Source organism: Hirschia maritima DSM 19733 (genome assembly GCF_000378345.1).
GTDB lineage: Bacteria > Pseudomonadota > Alphaproteobacteria > Caulobacterales > Hyphomonadaceae > Hirschia > Hirschia maritima.
The window spans coordinates 549,076-569,411 of sequence record NZ_KB899545.1 but is presented as its reverse complement, the minus strand read 5'-3'; the positions used below and the strand labels follow the sequence as shown (position 1 = coordinate 569,411).

The 20,336-nt window shown below is 43.4% G+C and carries 13 protein-coding genes and 1 tRNA gene; 8 read left to right on the top strand and 6 right to left on the bottom strand.

Annotated elements, in window-relative coordinates:
• Positions 1–3 precede the first annotated feature (3 nt).
• Together F551_RS0108040 and F551_RS0108035 are read left to right on the top strand one after the other, a co-directional pair.
• On the top strand, positions 4–600 hold the full coding sequence (locus F551_RS0108040) for a DUF3299 domain-containing protein (RefSeq protein ID WP_018996988.1): 597 nt from the start codon (positions 4–6) through the stop codon (positions 598–600).
• A 101-nt stretch (positions 601–701) separates the two neighbouring features.
• A tRNA-Ser gene (locus F551_RS0108035) sits at positions 702–791 on the top strand.
• Between the two features lie 357 nt (positions 792–1,148).
• Here the strand turns inward: F551_RS0108035 and F551_RS0108030 are convergent.
• From F551_RS0108030 to F551_RS16505, 4 genes are all read right to left on the bottom strand, one after another.
• Entirely contained in the window at positions 1,149–2,309 is a 1,161-nt protein-coding gene (locus F551_RS0108030; RefSeq protein WP_018996987.1) for a pyridoxal phosphate-dependent aminotransferase, read from the bottom strand.
• A complete protein-coding gene (locus F551_RS0108025) occupies positions 2,309–3,217 on the bottom strand; it encodes a sulfite exporter TauE/SafE family protein (RefSeq protein WP_018996986.1) in 909 nt (302 codons plus the stop codon). Before F551_RS0108025 ends, F551_RS0108030 begins: the two co-directional genes overlap by 1 nt.
• A gap of 100 nt (positions 3,218–3,317) precedes the next feature.
• Positions 3,318–5,960, bottom strand: coding sequence for a TonB-dependent receptor plug domain-containing protein (locus tag F551_RS0108020; protein WP_018996985.1), 2,643 nt, complete (start codon positions 5,958–5,960; stop codon positions 3,318–3,320).
• Positions 5,961–6,393: 433 nt separating this feature from the next.
• On the bottom strand, positions 6,394–6,957 hold the full coding sequence (locus tag F551_RS16505) for an ANTAR domain-containing response regulator (protein ID WP_169334128.1): 564 nt from the start codon (positions 6,955–6,957) through the stop codon (positions 6,394–6,396).
• Between the two features lie 529 nt (positions 6,958–7,486).
• Between F551_RS16505 and F551_RS0108010 the strand changes: the two genes are divergently transcribed.
• The 6 genes from F551_RS0108010 (at position 7,487) to F551_RS0107985 (ending at position 16,818) form a co-directional block, all read left to right on the top strand.
• On the top strand, positions 7,487–8,971 hold the full coding sequence (locus F551_RS0108010) for a TolC family protein (protein ID WP_033404711.1): 1,485 nt from the start codon (positions 7,487–7,489) through the stop codon (positions 8,969–8,971).
• On the top strand, positions 8,964–10,034 hold the full coding sequence (locus F551_RS0108005; protein WP_155825839.1) for an efflux RND transporter periplasmic adaptor subunit: 1,071 nt from the start codon (positions 8,964–8,966) through the stop codon (positions 10,032–10,034). Before F551_RS0108010 ends, F551_RS0108005 begins: the two co-directional genes overlap by 8 nt.
• Positions 10,035–10,037: 3 nt before the next feature.
• Positions 10,038–13,151, top strand: coding sequence for an efflux RND transporter permease subunit (locus F551_RS0108000; protein ID WP_018996981.1), 3,114 nt, complete (start codon positions 10,038–10,040; stop codon positions 13,149–13,151).
• 510 nt (positions 13,152–13,661) lie between these two features.
• Positions 13,662–14,915: an alginate export family protein gene (locus F551_RS0107995; RefSeq protein WP_018996980.1), complete on the top strand. Its 1,254-nt coding sequence runs from the start codon at positions 13,662–13,664 to the stop codon at positions 14,913–14,915.
• Positions 14,899–15,549 carry an ANTAR domain-containing response regulator gene (locus F551_RS0107990; protein WP_233355223.1) on the top strand — a complete coding sequence of 217 codons (651 nt, stop codon included), beginning with the start codon at positions 14,899–14,901 and terminating at the stop codon, positions 15,547–15,549. Before F551_RS0107995 ends, F551_RS0107990 begins: the two co-directional genes overlap by 17 nt.
• Before the next feature lie 18 nt (positions 15,550–15,567).
• Complete coding sequence (locus F551_RS0107985) at positions 15,568–16,818, top strand: CmpA/NrtA family ABC transporter substrate-binding protein (protein WP_018996978.1); 1,251 nt, start codon at positions 15,568–15,570, stop codon at positions 16,816–16,818.
• Positions 16,819–16,848: 30 nt separating this feature from the next.
• Here the strand turns inward: F551_RS0107985 and cobA are convergent, their stop codons facing one another.
• Positions 16,849–17,628 (bottom strand): uroporphyrinogen-III C-methyltransferase, encoded by a 780-nt coding sequence (cobA, locus tag F551_RS0107980; protein WP_018996977.1) that lies wholly within the window; start codon positions 17,626–17,628, stop codon positions 16,849–16,851.
• The gene (locus F551_RS0107975; protein ID WP_018996976.1) at positions 17,628–20,333 is read right to left on the bottom strand and encodes a nitrate reductase; all 2,706 of its coding nucleotides are present in this window, start codon (positions 20,331–20,333) and stop codon (positions 17,628–17,630) included. The genes cobA and F551_RS0107975 overlap by 1 nt, the downstream gene beginning before the upstream one ends.
• Positions 20,334–20,336 lie beyond the last annotated feature (3 nt).

Genomic DNA, 20,336 nt, shown 5'->3' with positions numbered 1-20,336 from the left:
TTTATGAGCGTTTACAAGACATACACGGCGGTTCTCTCCGCTCTTTTCTGTTTGGGACAATCTTCCTTTGCGGAGCCCGTGGCGGCAGATGATGGTTCAGTGCAAACTGAAATTGACCCGCTAACTTATGTTTTGCCTGAAGATAAAAATGAACTTTTTGAATTGGGTTGGGAAGATCTGCTACCGCCAGGCGAAGCAGAAAGAACCGCCGCTCAGATTCAGGCGCAAATGCAGTCACTTTTTAGCATCGCAGAAGGAAGTGCCGGAGATGTGGCGATGCAGTTTGGATCTCACAATACTGTTGATGCGCTCGATGGCCATAAGATCAGAATACCAGGATACACGGTACCCTTTGAGTTTGGCAAAAATGCAAAAATAAAGGAATTTTTACTGGTTCCTTACTATGGAGCGTGTTTGCACGCGCCCCCACCTCCGCCAAATCAAACGTTGTATGTTACGACCGATAAGGCCATCAAATTGCAAGACTTGGCACAAGCGGTATGGATTGAAGGATATGTGTACACAAAAAGCGAATACACTGATCTTGCGGAAGCAGCATATACGATTAAGCTCACCAATATCGAAGTTTATGATTACTAAGTTAACCCTATTGGAATAATATTTTTCAAAATCTTTATTTTTATTGATTTTGATACTTGCGGGAACCTAGCAAAACCAGCTAGGACATTGTTCCTGATTATGGAGAGGTGGCCGAGTGGCTGAAGGCGCTCCCCTGCTAAGGGAGTATGCGAGAGATCGTATCGAGGGTTCGAATCCCTTCCTCTCCTCCAGGATCTTGTTGATAGGTGATGGTGCGCTGAGAAATTACTTTCTCTTATATGGCTTATCCGCTTTTTAGAGTAGTGTTTAAATTGTCCAAAACAAATACCATGATCTATTAATGAACGCCCATCGTGTCTAAAACGCTGAAGTGTTGTACAATACATCTTCTTTATATTGCTGGAGTTCTTCGGTTAAACGAACGGGGAATCTATAAATAGCACTGAAATTTAACGTGTACTGGAAGCCGCTAAATTCGGCGCAATACCTGACCAATGCAAACTCTAAAACCAGAAAAATTTAACATAAAAACCTTGTTTAATCGCTATTAAAATAACGTGTAAACAAGGTTTTTGATAGGATTGGCGTTAGGCACCTAAAACTTCTGGTAATGCTTTACAGAAGCGGGCTACATCTTCGATTTTTCCCATGGAAACACGGGTCCATTCACTATAATCCATGTATTGGCCACGAACAGAAATGTTTTTGTCCATCATAGCTTTTTGAACGACATTCGCTTCTTTTCCTGATTTGAAATAAACAAAATTCGTTCCTGAAGGTAATGCGGTTAAACCAAGCACATTTAAGGTTTCCAAAACCATTTCACGCCCTTCCACAACTTTATTTTTGGAATACTCCAAAAAGGCAAAATCATTATAAGCGCCTATGGCACCCGCATAGGAAGTTCCGGGGCTCCAGGACATTGCAGTATTGCGGATTTTTTCAGCAGTTTCTGCACTAGAGATTGTATAACCAACACGTATACCAGCCATTCCATATATTTTGGAGAACGTACGAGATATAATGACATCATGTCCTTCTTTGAGAAGACTAATACAACTCGTTCCTTCTGGATCATCTGCCAATTCGATGTAGGCTTCATCCACAAGTACTGTTGTTTTTGCAGCCATACGTTTTACAGACGCTCTAATCGTTTCCCCCGGTGTGACGACGCCTGTAGGATTGTTTGGGTTACATAACTGAACTAACCCTGTTTTATCAGACACCTTCGCTTCAATACCCGCCAAATCTATTTCCATCTCAGCAGTTAGTGGTATCCGCTCGATAGTGGCCATTCCCAACTTGGCTGCATATAAAGCTGTAGTGTCCCAAAATAATCTTGGAGCTACTATTGGACCTTTAGGACCATAGATTAATGCTATAGCAGAGAGGGCCTCACCTGAGCCGGTCGTTATGACAACCTGCTCCGGCTCGACGCCATTGCGTTCGGCGATCATCGACATTAATGTCGTCACGGCTTCTCTTGAAGCGTAATAGGCTCCCTTTTTTGCTGCGTACTCAATCATTTTAAGAGCTGACTTAGAAGGCCCATAAGGGTTTTCATTTCTAGAGAGTAACGCCACTCCTTTTTTGGGGCCCAATAAGTAAGGGTCAAAGGATACCGCCTCAGGGGGAAACGCAGCTTCCTCTGCCACGGTAGATGCACCGTTAGTTGCGCAGGCTGCTGTGGCAAAGCCAGTTCCTACTGCGCCCGTTAGCATGAATCGTCTTGAAATATCAAAGGCCATTAGAGCCCCCCTTTTGCTGAGGTGAAAGTTTCAGATGAAGCCATTGTGACTTCATCTGGCATTTTGTTGGGTGAATAAATTGCGTTAAAGAACACAACAATCGAAGTCGCGACGAGATATATTCCGAACACACGCTTTAGTGCAGGACCATTCATTGAATGGGCAGCTTTCGCCCCTAAAGGTGCAGTGATGAAGGACATTGCAGTTAGAGCCACAACTGCAAGAAGGTTGATGTAACCAAAGGATCCAAAAGGAAGCGTCTCATTTCCTAAACCAAGAAGCACAAAACCTAGTGCACCTGGAACGGCAATAACAACTCCAAACCCAGCCGCGGTTGCCACTGATTGATGAACTGATCGGCCACAAATGGTCATCACAAGAACCGCAATCGTTCCACCACCAATACCAAGAAGTGCTGAAAAAGCGCCCAAAAATGTTGCTATAAGCGCTAAAGGAACACCTTGTGGCATATGCTTGTAATTATGCTTTGTTGAGGAAATTAAAGGTCTGATAAAGTGAATTCCCATGAGGAAAACCCCAATAGAGAATATCCACTTCAATGATCGACCATCCATTATTTTGGCCAACAATAGACCTATAAGAACTCCTACCACCAACCATGGTGTCCATTCTCGAATGATCTTAAAATCAACAGCACCTCTTTTGTGATGCGCATGTACGGACCTTGCTGATGTTACGATAATAGTTGCTAGAGAAGTCCCGATTGCAATATGTGTCAAAACTTCTGGATCAACGCCAAAATATCCAAACACTAACAATAAAGCCGGGACCACTACAAAGCCGCCTCCGATACCAAATAATCCCGCTAGGAATCCGGCAGCTAGTCCTGCGATCATCAATATCGCAACCTGTTGACCGACGACAACTGGATCAAATTCTACCCACATTTTATAACTCGTATTGCATGATAATCATGCTTTTTTGCTTCAGAACAATATGAGAGATGGCGTCATCGCCATCTCTCGATGAGTGTTAAATGTTTAGGATTTAGAACGTCGCGACACCTCTCAGATAGTAGTATCCTCCTTGCCAATCAACGACAGAATCGGAGCGATAAATGCGACCACAGCATGTCTCCCCAATTGTACCCGCATCAGGGTATTCATCGAATGCATTTCTAGCACCCAATGCAATCGTTAAGTCATCGGAAACATCAAAAGACACTTCCAGGTCCACTAGTATCTCAGGGTCAAATTCCTGGATTACAGAGACAGTGCTGCCTCCATTTGAATTTTCGTATGAGCCATAATAGTTGGCGCGTGCAAGAAATCCGACCGGTCCAGCCTGGTGAGTTGCAGTAAATACACCTCTCCATTCTGGGCTACCGTTTTCGAAATCAAATTGAGCTTCAGCGTTGAAGAACTCGTTTACTTCGCTATCGAATTCCGTGGTATTGTAATTCACAGATCCAGTAAATGAAGAAGAGTGTCCATTGCTCCAATCAAGATCATAAGTTGCAACAATATCAACACCTTGAGTTAAAGTATCAAATGCATTCTGGAAGTAGAACACACCTCCGATAGATTCTGCTCCAACAACTCCGGCACCCTCTAACGCAAGGAAGTTCAAATATGCTTGTCCCGCTGTTGGATCAGCGGAAACATCTTGAGTAGAAATCGCGTTCAGGCGATCTTCTAATGCAATGCTGTAGAAATCTAACGTTAAAGAGAAGTCTCCAGCGTTAAACGTTGCACCCAAAGTGTAATTAGTAGATTTTTCAGGTGCTAGTGGAACTGCTCCCAAGGCACCAGCTATGGCACCACCAGCGGGGAAAAGACCAGTTGCGACAGGGAAACCATTCGGCAACCTAGTTGAAACGTTGGTTGTTCCCTGCTGCCCTGGTGTAGGAGCGCGGAAACCTGTACCAACCGAACCTCTTAGGTTCAAGAATTCCGTTACGCTGTATCGGCCGGCGACTTTCCAAACAGTTTCTGCATCGAAATCTGAATAGTTTTCATAACGTATCGCAGTATCTAACGCGAACTTATCAGTTAGATCCATTTCTAGTGCAAAATACGCCGCATATGAATCGCGCTCATATGAATCTGAAAACTCGGGAGAATAACCTGGAAACCCGTTAGATCCGACACCTACAACATTATAAACTGAATCATCAGTATCAGCACAATTTAATGTCGATCCAGCCGCAATGACAGCTGCCCCAGTCGTTGTTGGAGTACGATCTGCAACCAAAGATTCATCTGAACAAAACCCAAATGGATCTTGTCCGGCAAATGGCCCAGGTGCATATGAATCAGGGCTCCCTTCTTTGATTTCATAGCTTTCATCAAGATATGAGACTCCGAAAGCAAATGTTGCAGATTCAGAGAATCCGAAATCAACGTCTTTGGTGAAATCCGCTTGGAATTGCATTTCTTCGTTGATTAGGTCACCGGGTCGGAATAATGTCGGCGTATCAGGTCCCAATGAAGGATTAATAGTATTATACAGTGTATATTGAATCTCACTGTGACCCATCCTTCCGCTAACGTCATAAGTAAAACCACCTAGGTCACCCTTTATTCCAGCCAAACCAGAGTAATCAGTCACATCACCTTTGAAACGTGGCGTAAAACCACCTGGGAAAATTTCTAATGGGCTATACTCAGAGCCATCCTCTAATCTAAGGAATTCAATTGTTCCATTGCCAGGATAACGATAAAAGAAACTTCCATCAGATGTTGATTGAGAATAATTTCCAAAAGCGTACAACTCTGCGTTATCACCAATATCATAGCCGAAGTTTGCAAAAGCTCTGAAAGCGTCAATTGGCGGTTGTCCCCAAGGTTGAACAACTTCAGCACCATGAATGTCTTGGCCCATTGCTTGTGCGGCAGCTACAAAAGCCTCAGGATCAGCTCCAAAATCAAGAATGCGTTGTTCACTAAAACGCGGGTCATCGGGATTTACACAGAACCAGCTTTCACAATATTGCTCTGCACGTACTGTAGCATCGGCGGCGGTATATTCCGCTGAAACATTTAGGAAACCATTCTCACCAAGTGCTAAACCAACATTTCCGGCAAATGTCGTTTGAAAGCCATCCCCTTCATAAAATTTACCGATGTCGGTTGTGATTACACCACCATCGGGTGCGTCTTTTAATTGAAAATTTAGCACTCCAGCGATGGCGTCTGATCCATAAAGTGCAGCAGCACCGTCTCGCAATACTTCAACGCTCTTCAGCGCGACGGCTGGGATTGTGGCAATATCCGGTCCCTGCGTACCTGATCCACCGATTTGAACTAGAGGTGATCTGTGGCGTCGTTTTCCATTTACGAGAACAAGTGTCTTGTCGTTTGGCATACCACGCAGCGAAGCGGGACGAACAAAAGTACCACCATCGGAAATTGGTTGGCGAGAGATTGAGTAAGACGGAACTAGTGTTTTGATGATATCATTGGCATCTGTGAATGGTACTGCCGTAATTTCTTCGCCTGACAACACATCAATCGGAACAGTAGAATCTGCAACGGATCTGGCCTTACCAAGCGCACCTGTTACAACAATTGCGTCCATGACTTTTTCTTCAGTTACGGAAGAATCACTGTCAGCATCTTGCGCATAAGCGGAAACACCAGACATTGTGACGACACAAGCTAATAAGTATTTTTTGAAAGAGAATTTCATATTCAGACCCCTCGGCCAGATTGCACGGTATGGGAGATGCAATCAGGACGTATTAAACTCGGATTAGTTTCCCCGCCGAATTTACGTTAATTTTAAGAATGGTTGGTTTTATGGTGTTGTTATTTAACAACATTTTTAGTGGCTTTGATTGCCTTGGGTGTTATCATCTTTGCAACACCGTTTACATGCCCCGCCTTTGGACCATGATTTAATTGAAAGGTTGGATTTATTAATTTTACAACGAAAACTGACCATTTTGTTGAAAGAGAAAGTTTCTGCTCAATATTTTGTCATATTGTGAGATTTGGCGATTGAATAATACGCAGAGCTCTCTCGTTTATGTATGCTTTTTTGCATATATAAACCAAAGGTTGTTGCCAGAACAATTGTTATTGGGAAAGAAAACAGGATTGATAAAAATGCGCTACCGCTCTCACTTACGCGGGATCATTTGACTGAATGAAATGATCGTTGATGCTATGTCTCTTATTGAACGTGCTTGAGCCATCGCCATTTTCCGCATCACATTGTAGGCTTCGTCTTCACTTAATCCGCGATCTTTCATAAGAAAGCCTTTTGCACGCTCTATAAGTTTGCGATCAGCAAGATCAGCTTTAGTTTTTTTGAGCTCTTTTTGCAGAGCATCACTGAACTGAAATCTTTCTACAGCAACAAAAACTAATGGAGCTATTCTCGAAGAATACAGCCCATCTATAACATAGGAAGCTACCCCTGCTCGCACGACTTCCCGTGCCATATATTGCTCATCAGCATCTACAAACAAGACAACCGGTAGAGGAGAATTTGACGCGATCACGTTCAACATTTGGAGTAATGCTTGATTAGTCTCTACTTTGTGTAACATGAGAAAATCAAATTTTTCTTGGGCGAGCCTGTCTAATAACTTTTCTTCATTCCACCCTTCGATTTTTGCCAAATCAACCAGGCCCAACAAACCAGCTTCAATAATCTGAGTGCTTTTATTATCATCAGACATCAGCAGAGCTCGCAAAGATTTAGATTTTACAGATGCGCTCGCGTCCATACGACTTAATTATCCAATCGATTTTCAAATATTTGCTTTTGGGAAAGCCTGACGGCCAATCATTTACTAAGATGAAGTAAGGAAAATTTCAGGCAAGAATGATCGATACGATCACAAGAAATGACTTGAATCAGACAAAGAAACTGGCACGATTGTTCAATGTTCGAGCACTTCGTAATACACATAGTGTTACGCAACAAATAATGAATTGACCTACACTGCTTTCAGTCTCTGCATGAAGTGTATCTTGATCACGAAAAATTTAGAGTCTCTTTCGACGGGATTCTGCTATGCCATCGTGTAACAAAATGCAGAGCGCGTTTGACTGTGAGGATTTATGGATAATTCCTATGAAAACTGGATGGATTTTGAAAGAAGGATATTCATCGCACGATCTGTTAAAGATCTGGAGCGGTAGTTTTCTTCGTCTACTAAGAATTACGTCCGAATAATCTGAAACTCAAATAGTGCACCAATTCACATGAAATCTACTGACTTTTTACCTGAGAACAAGATAAGTATCTCTTTGGCCCTTGGTGTCCCCATATTAGTGGGAGCATGCGCAACACCCAACATGCCTTCGATAGAAGAAATGAGTCTAAAAGATAACTTTATTGCTTCCGATGAAGCTGCGTTATCAGTTGCGGCACTTCCATCAGATAAGAATTGGTGGATAAGTTTTGAAGACGATTTATTGAGTTACTTTGTAGAAAAAGCGCTAGCGGAAAATGCCTCCATTGAAGTAGCCTTTGCAAACTTAAAAACCTCAAGAGCAATTTTAGCAAGAGAGCTTCTTTCTCGAACACCTATAACCTCTTCAGGTTCATCACTTGAGTATGGACGTAGTGCTGCCGCGGGACAAAATTTTGAACTAGATGGTTCTCTTCAATTGGGTGCTTCATGGGAATGGGATTGGGTTGGACGTGTTTCAGCACAAATAGCTGCTGCAAATGCGACGGAGCTTGCTTCCCAAGAATTACTTCGCGACACCGCAGTAACAATCGCTAGTGATACCGCGCTTGCTTACATTGCTACGCGCGGTGCTCAACGGCGCCTGCAAGTTGCCAATAGTAATGCTTCAGCTCAACTAGACGGACTAAATATTCTACGTGATTTGTATGATAATGGCCGTGCTACGCTCTTGGATTTAGCAAGAGCTGAGTCACAATATCATACAACACTCGCCTCTATACCACGACTAGAAACCACCCTGGAAACGGCCTTGATTTCACTTCGGACGTTAACTCGATCCGATGATCCAGAAGACAAGAAATTCTACGAATTAAAAAGCACAACACAAAGTTCATTTGAAATTCCTAAGGTTCTAAAACCTCCTACCGTTTCTACTCCCATTGAGTTGGTGGAAAGGCGTCCAGACATTCGCCATGCTAAAGCACAGTTAATAGGCCAACTGGCAAGCAGCCGAGAAGCTCGAACTCAATTGCTACCACGGATTCAGTTTGATCTGACTTTCAGTAATTTGTTTGATGATTCGAGTAATTTTGGAGATCTAAATACCTTTGGGTTGGGTATAGGCCCAAGCATCACTTGGGCTGGCCCAGATTTACGACGAACATATGCAAATATTGATATTGCTGACGCACGTACACAAGCAGCTCAGGCAGTCTATGAACAAGCCATCGTAGCTGCTATATCCGATGTTGAAACTTCTGCTATATCTTACCTGCAGGAGCGGAAACGCCTTAAAGATTTAAAAAAGGCAGCAGCATCCGCCGCAACAGCTCACGATCTAGCTAGAATACGCTTCGAAGAAGGTCTAGACGACTATCTGGACGTCATAGATGCACAAAGAACTTTGTTAAACGCAGAAGATCAGCTGGTACAAAGTCAAATTGAAACCTCACGACGCGCCATACTCATTTATCGTAGTATGGGAGGCATTTGGAATTCCGATGATTTGGAAACCCATCGCAGCAAAGACACCACAGGAATTTCCAATGATTAGATCAATTCTTATCCTAACCATCGTCGTGCTCTTAAACGCACTGCCAGCAAAGGCTCAGCGCGCCGGTGGAAAGAGACCGCCCCCAAGCGTCTTTGTGACTAAAGTGACCGAGCACCCCTTCTCACTGCATATCGAAGCTTTAGGGACGCTTGAACCAAATGAACGCGTGGAACTAACACTAAACGCCGCTGATAGAATTACAGCTTTGTTTTTCGAGGACGGTCAGCGTGTGGACAAAGGGAAAACGCTTCTATCATTGGCTCAACGTGAACAAGTTGCGCTTGTCCAAGCTGCTGAAGCAACTACGGAGGAAGCGAAGCAACAATTTGAACGTATCCAAAGATTAGCTGAGAAAGAGGCCGTTTCCGCGTCTGAGTTAGATCAAGCCCGCCGCAACCTCTCCAACGCAAGTGCTCAATTGCGTGCGGTTCAATCTCGACAGAAAGATCGTGTTTTAGTCGCACCGTTCAGCGGCGTTTTAGGGTTTAGACAAGTTAGCGTGGGGTCCTACATCCGTCCCGGAGATGTGGTCACAACATTAATCGACGATTCAAAAATGAAACTTGAATTTACGGTCCCTTCTACGTTTTTGCGTTCTTTGAATGTTGGTCTCAAAATTGATGCGGCAACAGATGATCTTCCAGGTGAGATATTTACCGGTGAACTTACAAGTATTGATAATTCTATTGATCCAGTCTCCCGCTCAATTAGAGCTCGAGCCACTATTGAAAACACGGACCTCATACTCAAAGCAGGAATGTTTATGCGGGTATCATTGTACGCGAACAACCGTACTTCTCTTGCTATTCCCCAAGAGGCCATTGTTTCAATCGGACCCGATTCATTTGTTTTCATCATCAACGCTGACGGAAATGCAGAAAGAAAACAAATACAAATAGGCACACGAGATAGTGGATATGTTGAAATCATTAGTGGGTTAGACTTAGGAGAAACAGTCATTACTGAAGGTTTGACTCGCGTTCGCAATGGAAGCGCTGTGCAGATTGCCCAGCAATCAACTCTATCTTCTGCCCTATCCACTCCCAAAACGCTTGAGGACTAAGAGATGGTTCTGTCAGATGTCTCGGTTAAACGGCCTGTTTTTGCTTCTGTTATAGCATTTGTATTGCTTATGTTTGGGATCGTATCTTTTGATCGACTTCCCCTTCGTGAATATCCTGACATCGACGCCCCTATAGTTTCAATAAGTACGCGCTATCCGGGTGCATCTGCAAGCATAGTTGAAACACGCATTACTCAAGTATTAGAAGATAGAATTGCTGGAGTTGAGGGAATCCGTTTTATCAATTCACGGTCTAGAGATGGCCGTTCAGATATATCAATTGAGTTTAACACTGGACAAGACATTGATGCAGCAGCCAACGACATCAGAGATCGAATTTCAGGTGCTGCACGTGCGCTTCCCCCGGAAGTGGATCCTCCTGAAGTTGAAAAAGCCGATTCAAATGATGATGTGATTTTATGGTTAAATCTATCAAGCGATAATATGAGTACGGTGGAATTGTCTGATTATGCCAATAGATACTTGGTTGACCGATTTTCTGCTCTAGATGGTGTAGCTCGGGTTCGGATTGGAGGTAGAAAGGATTATGCACTTCGCGTGTGGATTGATCGCCGTCAATTGGCAGCTCGTGATTTAACAGTTCCCGACATCCAACGTGCTTTACGTAGTGAAAATATCGAAGCGCCCGCTGGTGCTCTGGAAAATGGCTCACGAAACTATACGCTAAGGATTGATAGGACTTTCCAAACACCCAAACAGTTTGCTGAGCTGGTTGTCGCAGTAGGCGATGATGGTTACCTGGTTAGATTAGGTGATGTTGCTCGAGTTGAGCTTGGAACTTCTGAAGATCGGATCATGTTCAGAGGGAATGGTGTTCCCATGGTGGGATTGGGCATGATCAAACAATCTACTGCTAATACTATCGATGTCGCAAAGGGAGCCAAAGCGCTAGCAGCTGAGCTGGCGCCTACTCTACCAGACGGAATGCAGATTGTAACAAATTACGATAGTTCAATATTCATCGAAGCTTCTATCCGAGAAGTTTATATAACACTGTGTATTGCTGTTGCATTGGTGACTTTGGTTATTTTCCTTTTCCTCGGGAGTTGGCGAGCGACACTCATACCGGCAATAACTGTTCCTGTTTCAATTATCGCAACCTTCACAGTACTTTTTGCATTTGGGTTATCGGTCAATTTAATAACGTTGCTTGCGCTGGTTCTTGCAATCGGACTAGTCGTGGATGATGCAATTGTTGTCTTAGAAAATCTACATAGGCGTATAGAAGAATTCGGAGAAACACCCCTCGTCGCAGCTTACAAAGGTTCGAAACAAGTCGGATTCGCCGTGATCGCTACGACTTTGGTGCTCATCTCAGTGTTCGTCCCTATTACTTTTATGCAAGGCGATATTGGGCGACTGTTTACTGAATTTGCTATTACAATGGCTGCTTCTGTTGCTATATCAAGTTTACTGGCGTTGACACTCGTCCCGATGCTCTCATCAATACTACTCACCCCGTCAACTGGAGAAAAAACAGCGTCTAAAAGTTTACCCAATCTAATCGACAATGGGTTTCAAATTATAAGACGTGGATATGGGTGGCTAATTGATCGTTTAATCTATCGTCCCATCCTCATTTTTTCAATTGTAATAGCTGTCGTATTTGCGGGATACGGAATATTGAAAAAAGTTCCGTCTGAATACGCCCCTAAAGAAGATAGAGGCGCATTTTTTATTGCAATTGCGGGTCCTCAGGGGGCTTCGTTTGAATTTCTAGAAAAATATATGGACGAAATCGAAGAGCGTTTAATGCCATATGTTGAATCAGGTGAATTTCGAAGGCTTCTTCTACGCGCTCCAGGATTTGGCAGCACAACATTTGACCGTGGGTTTGCTATTGTAGGCATGGAAGAATGGAGCAAACGTCGCCCCATAAATACTGTCATGTCCGAAGTTAACAGTAAGCTATCGGATCTTCCTGGTGTTCGAGCTTTCGCAAGAGCTCGTGGCGGCTTAGGGGGAGGAACTGGAAATCCGGTGCAATTTGTTATAGGTGGTCCATCATATGAAAAACTTATTGAGTGGCGCGACACCTTCGTTGAAGCTCTTGAGGCTAACAACCCTGGACTGTCTCAGATAGATTGGGATTACAAAGAATCTCAGCCACAGTTCCGAATACAAGTCGACTATGAACGTGCAGCAGATTTAGGTGTTACGGTTTCTGAAATCGGAACCACTTTACAAACAATGTTAGGCTCACTTCGAGTTACAACCTTTGTGGAAGATGGCGAAGAATACGATATAATTTTGGAAGGATTACGTTCTGACCAGTCCACACCAGATGATATTCAAAATATATATGTCCGTTCACAAAGGTCTGGGCAACTCATTCCGCTCTCAAATTTAATCCAGATAGTATCTCAGGCAGATAGCCCTTCTTTGAACCGTTATAATCGCGTCCGATCAATTACGATAGAAGCCAACCTACAGGAAGGCGTTGTGCTGGGAAATGCTCTGTCTGAAATGGAACGTGTAGCGCGGGAAGTTTTACCCGACGAAGCAGTGTTTAATTACAAAGGACAGTCTTTAGATTTCAAATCATCTGGGGATTCAATTACCTTTGTTTTTGCAACAGGGTTGATTATTGTGTTCTTGGTGTTGGCTGGACAGTTTGAAAGCTACCGCCACCCTCTCGTCATTCTGTTGTGTGTTCCTGCAACTGTTGTTGGAGGTCTTTTAGGGCTTTGGGTAACAGGCACTAGTCTGAACATTTATACACAAATAGGATTGGTTATGTTGGTTGGTCTTGCAGCCAAGAATGGAATTCTTATTGTTGAATTCGCAAACCAACTTAGAGACGAAGGTGTTGAATTCTATGAAGCAATTAAAAGTGCTTCCCTCACCCGTTTGCGTCCCATAGTTATGACAAGCCTAACGACCGCAGCTGGTTCTATTCCGTTAATAGTAACATCTGGAGCTGGCGCAGAAACACGACAAGCGATAGGGTTTGTTATTCTATTTGGTGTGATCGCATCTCTCATTGTGACATTATTGGTCGTACCTACCGCTTATTCATTGATCTCCAGAGGGACGTCATCACCTAACTCTAAAACGCAGAAATTGAATGCAGAGCTTTCCGATTTATCATCTTAGCATTATGGGCGGTAACTCTTTACTCCCGACGAATGATAAAAATGATTAGTTCCTAGTATTGTTTTAAGTCATTTTGTCTATTTTACTCATAAAATTCAACTTCAAGAGAAGATGTTGAAATCTTCATGTATTAGATTGTGTTTTAAATCGCATGCTGAATAAACGATTTGGCTTTGGTATCTCTTTTCCAAACCCACTACATCTCACGCCATCACTATTTGATTGTCTGATACGATGATCTAATTTTTGGGCAGTAGCGCAATGAATTAGAGCATTTCCATTTTGTTTTGCATTAAGATTTCTATGAAAAGATTAGATACTTGACTGAAACTACGTTTTTTCAGGAAGACTAATTACAGATTTGGTGCGCTAACATCAAATTAGTTGATAGTCCGATGAAGGACGCTTGTTCCCGCGATGTTGCTTATAGCGATGGAATTTATTCCATCACGTCGTAAATCCTCTGTCAGATTATAGTTATCTGCCAGGTTGAATAAAAAAGTAAAATTCATGGCTACACGTATAACTCCCCGTATTCTCGCAGCCACATTGGCTTCTGTTCCGATGATGCTGTCTGCACACGCAGAAGAAGCTCCAAAGGAAGAAGTTGCTGCAACATTTGAAAACGCAATCAAAGCTACCAAGCCTATTTTTAACACTCGACTTAGATATGAAACAGTCGATCAAGACGGAATAGCCGAAACAGCAGATGCTTTAACATACCGTTTTCGCGCGGGTCTTGAGACTGGATCATATTTAGGAACTAAGTTTCTGATTGAGTTTGATCATGTCGAAGATATTGTTGACGATTTCAATTCTACAACAAATGGTAAAGGGACTTTTCCGGTTGTAGCTGATCCAAATGTTACTGAGTTAAACAGATTCCAGCTCACAAATACATCAATTGCTGACACGACGATCACTTTAGGACGCCAGCGTTTGATCATGGATGATTCGCGCTTTGTAGGTAATGTTGGATGGCGTCAAAACGAGCAGACATTTGATGGGCTACGCGTTACAAATGAAAGCCTCGGTAAGTTAAAAATTGATGCTGCTTATGTCACACGAGTAAATCGTATTTTTGGTGATGAAGGGGCAGATGCAGGTGGCGCAGCAGGTCATTGGACCGGCGACACTTACCTTTTTAACGCTTCACTACCAACCGCTATAGGTAAAGTCACAGGTTTTGCATATTTAATTGACGCTGATGAAGCTGCGATTATGTCAACCCAAACCATAGGTGCTCGTTTAGCTGGAAAGAAACCCGTTGGCGATGGTAGCCTGAGCTACGCACTTTCATATGCGCAGCAACAAGACTTTGGTTCTTCAAATGCAGATTATTCAGCTGACTTCTACATGGCTGAAGCCGCATACGGAATTAAGGGTTTCACAGTTGGTGCAGGTTATGAAGTATTAGGTTCTGACAATGGTGTTTCATTCAAGACACCATTTGCAACACTTCACAAATTTCAAGGCTGGGCAGATAAATTCCTTGTGACACCTCCAAATGGAATTGAAGATGTTTACTTCAAAGCTGGTTACAAATTTGGTGATGTAGGCCCATTCAAAGGTTTGAGCGTTCTTGGTTTTTACCATGATTTCTCTGCTGAAACGGGGTCATCGGACTACGGTTCTGAAATTGACCTCGTGGCCTCAGCTAAAGTTGGCAAATTTAAACTTACTTTGAAATATGCAGACTACAGTGCCGATGCATTTGCTACGGACACTTCCAAATTATGGACTCAAATTGACTTCGCATTTTAAACAGATCGAAAATGTCACCTCCAAAGGTTCGCAGCAGGTTTCAACACCTGCTGCGCCCCTTCGCGTGCTTTTGATAGATAACAACCCTGAGCGTGCACAGTTGGTCGAAGAAGGCTTAGCTGAAGCAGCTATTGTTCAAACTAAAAGTCAGGTGCACGGGACTGAACTGCTCAACTTAATCGCAGCAAATCAGCCTGACGTTATAATTGTCGATTGTAATTCTCCAGGACGAGATTCAATCGAAAGTCTCAGAACTGTAGCGCAAAATAATCCCAAACCAATTGTTATGTTTGTTGAAGAAGAAAATCCTACGGGATTTCAGCAAGCGATTGAAGCTGGAGTAAGTGCCTATGTTGTTGATGGTTTGACGCCTAAACGCGTGAAACCCGTCATTGATGTCGCTATCGCACGTTTTAAAGTCATGAATGACCTTCGATCCGAATTGAAGAAAACCAAGGATGATCTAGCAGCTCGAAAAGTTATCGAAAAAGCAAAAGGCATCCTGATGGATAAACGCGGGATGACCGAAGAAGAGGCATTTATTGCAATGAGAACAATGTCTCAGGAACGCGGAATTCCACTTAGAGATATAGCAGAGACAGTAATCTCCGTGATGAGCTTGCTAAACGAGTAGTGATTGAGAAATTCTGTTATGAAAAAAAATGAAAATGTCACTATTGGCTTCGCACGTTTGTCTGATTGTGCCAGCTTAGCCATTGCACAGGAACGTGGTCTATTTGATAAATATGGCCTTACTGTTTCGCTAAAGAGGTATAAATCCTGGGCCGCAATGCGGGATGGTTTAGCAAGTGGCGTTATAGATGCAGCAAACATGTTAGCACCTATGGTTGTTGCCTCAGCCGCTGGCATCGGTCCCTACCCGGATCTGTTTACTACTGCTTGTTGTACCAACCAAAACGGGAATGCGATAACTGTTTCTGCTTCATTGTTTCAGAACATTCAGAGTATTTCTCCAGAAACTGCACTTAGAAGGCCGTTGAGCGCTCATGGATTGAAACATGTCGTCGATGTCCGCCGGGCCACCGGTCAGCCGAAACTGGTTTTCGCTCATGTTTACCACTATTCCATGCATGCTTACCTTCTACGGTATTGGTTAGCGTCTGCGGGGATTGATCCTGATAGAGATGTAGAACTTGTTGTTGTTCCGCCGTCTCAAATGGTAGACAGCCTACGTTCCGGTCTTATAGATGGGTATTGTGTGGGGGAACCCTGGAATAATGCAGCAGTGTTAGCTGGATTGGGGCGCACATTAATTACTTCTGCTGAGATATGGTCGGGACATGTAGAAAAAGTTCTAGCCGTAAGAACTGAATGGGCAAAGGATTGCTCTGAAGTTCATCTCTCAATAATTAAAGCTATTCTTGAAGCTGCTGCTTGGATTGATCACCCTCAAAATAGGCTTACTGCAGCTGAAGTAATAGCTTCAGCTGATTATGTTGACGCACCTTTAGATGAAATTGTGAGCTCCCTGACCGGAAAGAATCGCCAAACCGGTGGAAATCTCCGTGTGGATATGCCCGATTTCAATGTTTTTCATCGCTATGCAGCGAACTTTCCATGGCAATCTCAAGCCAAATGGATTTTATCTCAAATGGTCCGGTGGGGACAATTGGATACGAAAACCAATTTCAATGAAGTTGCAAGAGCTGCTTTCCAGCCGGATATATACCGTCAGGCGGCTCTGGAGTTAGATATCTCCAGTCCAACAATAGACAATAAAATTGAAGGAAATTACTCTCATGCTTGGTTGTTAGAAGAAGCAACCTCACCTATCGCAATGGGGTGTAACCAGTTCATCGACGGTAAGCTGTTTAATCCAGATAAGATTCAAGAATACTTGAACACATTCCCACAAGTAGATCCTGTTACGAGTTCGAAATAAAAAACGGCCTATATCAGAGAGGCCGTTTATCTATCCTAGCGTTTTCGTTGAACTGCTTACACTCTGTTGGTTCTGAAGACTGTAGGGATACCTAACCAATAAGATTGCAGGATTCTTTACATTATGAACCTTGCTGTCATTTGCTAACCGCCCAAGTGAAGATCTAACTATTCTCGTATCAGTTTGACCTGCTCTTTCGACCCAATCAGCAGAGGCATTTTCTGGTACACCAGCAGCCATTAAACTGGACTGAATCTTCCATGCGGAACCCACGCCCATGTAAAAAGCTACACATACGCCAGGTTTAACAATATTGCTCCAATCAGGCGATGAATTGCGGTCTGCGGCTTTTCCTGTTGTAACAATAAAACTTTGTAGCTCTGATCGTTCTGTAACAGTAATTATACTTTCAGATGCAGCTGCAAGTGCAGCTGTGACACCAGGTACAATTTCTACCTCTGCATTGACTTCTGCGGCGACTTCTATTTCTTCTGCAGCCCTTCCAAATACCATTGGATCTCCAGACTTTAGACGTGCGACACGCTTCCCTTTTTTTAAGTTCTCAAGAATTGTATTGTTCAAACTGGACTGTTGAACGCCGCCGTCACCATTTTCTTTTCCGACGTAGGTTTGTTCAACATCACTAGGAATGAGGTCGAGCACTTCTTGGTCGACAAGACGGTCATACAATACCAAATCAACATTTTGAATTCTGTTGACTGCACGCAGTGTTAGCAGGTCAGCGGAACCCGGTCCGCACCCTATCAAAATCAGTTTTCCTGGTTTTATTTGCGAAATTTTATCGCTCATCACTCAGCAGCTTTCAGTTCACTTTGTTTTTGTGAATCGAGGAAATTTGAAATTAAACTAGAAATTTCAGGTTTGCATGATCCACAATTGGTACCAGCACAAGTGGCTTTTCCGACAGCCTCGACCGATGTCGCTCCAGAGGAAATGGAGTTTTCAATTTCACCGGAACTAACACCCAAACAGGCGCATATTGTTTTACCCGTAACCTCTCCCACCGGAGGTCGGCCAGCCAATAGATGCGATCGTAAAGTATCATCTACTGTTTTGCCCAAAATTTGGCCCAACCAGTTTCGCTCTGCTTCAACACTGCTCAGTGTCGATAGTGTGAAGAATGAGGTAAGAATGTTGTTCTGCAACACGCAACGACGAGAATTTCCTGTCTTGGAATCTATAAAACTTAAAGTTTCATCAGTGGTGGATGAAGGGAATATTTTTTCCAGAAGACTTTGAGGGGGTGCCTTAGAATTGGTCCCGCCTAGCTCGATGCTCCAGCCCTCTCCTCTGCGTGTCAGCGCCCAATAATCGCATTCATTGAGCAATGTTTCGTCTGGCTCTTCCATTGAAACTCCAAATCCCCACCAATCTAATTTGAGTTTTTCAATTGAAACAGGTGTAAACTTCAATTCAGGTTGACCGGATATGGCATCATGGTTTGAACTAACAACAGAGTCGACACATCCATTGGAAGAATATCTTCTAGTCCAATGTATTGGTGCAAATACTGAACCTCTCGCAAGGCGATTTGTAACTAATACACGAAGTCGGGAGTGCCCCCATTTACTTTTAATTTGAGCAATATCTGCATCGATCAATCCAAGTTGTTTTGCATCATCAGGATTAATTTCTAGGAATGGCTCAGCAATGTGGGTTGATAAACGTTGTGTCTTTCCCGTTCGGGTCATTGTGTGCCAATGATCGCGAACTCGTCCTGTGTTTAAAACGAACTCATACTCTTTGTTTGTTGCAGTTCTTGCTTGGCGAAATCTTGTGGAAACAAAGCGCGCTTTCTTGTTAGGGGTATAGAAATTACCTTCAGCGAAAAAGCGTTTTTCTTTTGTGCTTTTCAAACTTCCTTTGGGCAACGGCCATTGAAATGGCTCAAGTGAATCATATTCTTGAGAGCTAATTCCTGCTAGAGCACCGATATCAAAATCCCGCGAACCTTCATTTTCAAATGACGACATCGCGGCATATTCTTTAAAGACATCTGATGGATTTTTGTAATCAAAACCGTCATATCCCATGCGTCGAGCTACATCAGACATGACGTCCCAATCGTGGCGTGACATCCCTGCAGGTTCTAGAAAACTTCTCTGTCTTGAAATTCGACGTTCTGAGTTCGTTACAGTTCCTGTCTTCTCTCCCCATCCAGTGGCCGGAAGCCGAACATCCGCAAGTTTTACAGTATCGCCTGTTGCTACGATATCGGATACAACTACAAACGGACAGTCCTCGATTGCTGAACGGACTTTCTCGGCATTGGGCATAGACACTGCTGGATTTGTCGCCATTACCCAAAGCGCTTTTATTCTACCTTCTGCAACAGCGTCAAACATATCGACGGCACGTAACCCAGGCTTTTTAGAGAGATTGGGAGCTTTCCAGAATCGTTCAACTTTATCCAATCCACTAGGGTCAAAATCCATATGACAAGCCAATTGATTGGCCAGACCGCCAACCTCTCGTCCGCCCATAGCATTTGGTTGACCAGTTATAGAAAAAGGCCCCATTCCCTCTCTACCTATCCTGCCAGTAGCTAGATGGCAGTTGATAATCGCGTTAACTTTATCAGTACCAGCAGAAGACTGGTTCACACCTTGGGAATAAACGGTAACAGTCTTTTCAGTCGTAACAACAAGTTCAAAGAACTCACGGATAAGGTCTATTGATATCCCTGTTTGTTCACTCACAGCTTCTAAAGAATGGTTGGAGGCCGTGTCTAACGCTGAATCCAGACCGTCTGTGTATGCACTTACATAATCTGGATTGAACGCTCGTGAAGCTGCTAAGTGAGCAAATAGTCCATTGAACAAGGCAACATCTGAACCAGCTTTTAAAGGGAGATGAAGATCAGCTGTATCTGCAGTCGCTGTTGCTCTTGGGTCAATGACAACGATCTTAGTTCCACGTTCTTTTTTTGCAGTCAAAAGCCTTTGATGTAATACTGGATGACACCAAGCAAAATTAGAGCCTACTAGTATCACAAGATCAGATTGCTCTAGGTCTTCATAGCAACCGGGAACAGTGTCGGTTCCGAAGGCACGTTTGTGTCCGGCCACTGAAGATGCCATGCATAAACGTGAATTTGTATCTATGTTGGAAGACCCAATAAAACCCTTCATGAGCTTGTTGGCTACGTAGTAATCTTCCGTCAGAATTTGACCTGAAACATAAAATGCAACGCTATCAGGTCCATGTTCCGCGATAGTTTGTATAAATCTACCAGCGACCAAATCCAGCGCAGTATCCCAATCTGTTTTTTTTCCAAAAACTTCGGGTTCAAGTAGGCGTTCTTCATGAGTGAGAGTTTCACCCAAAGCTGATCCTTTAGAACACAATCGCCCGTAATTGGAAGGATGAGAAGTATCACCTTCAATTTGCGCTGTTTGACCATTTTCTGAAGGCGTTACTAGAACACCGCAACCTACCCCACAATAGGGGCAAGTTGTAGCCGTTGTTTTCGGCTCACATGGGGATTGGGTCACTTA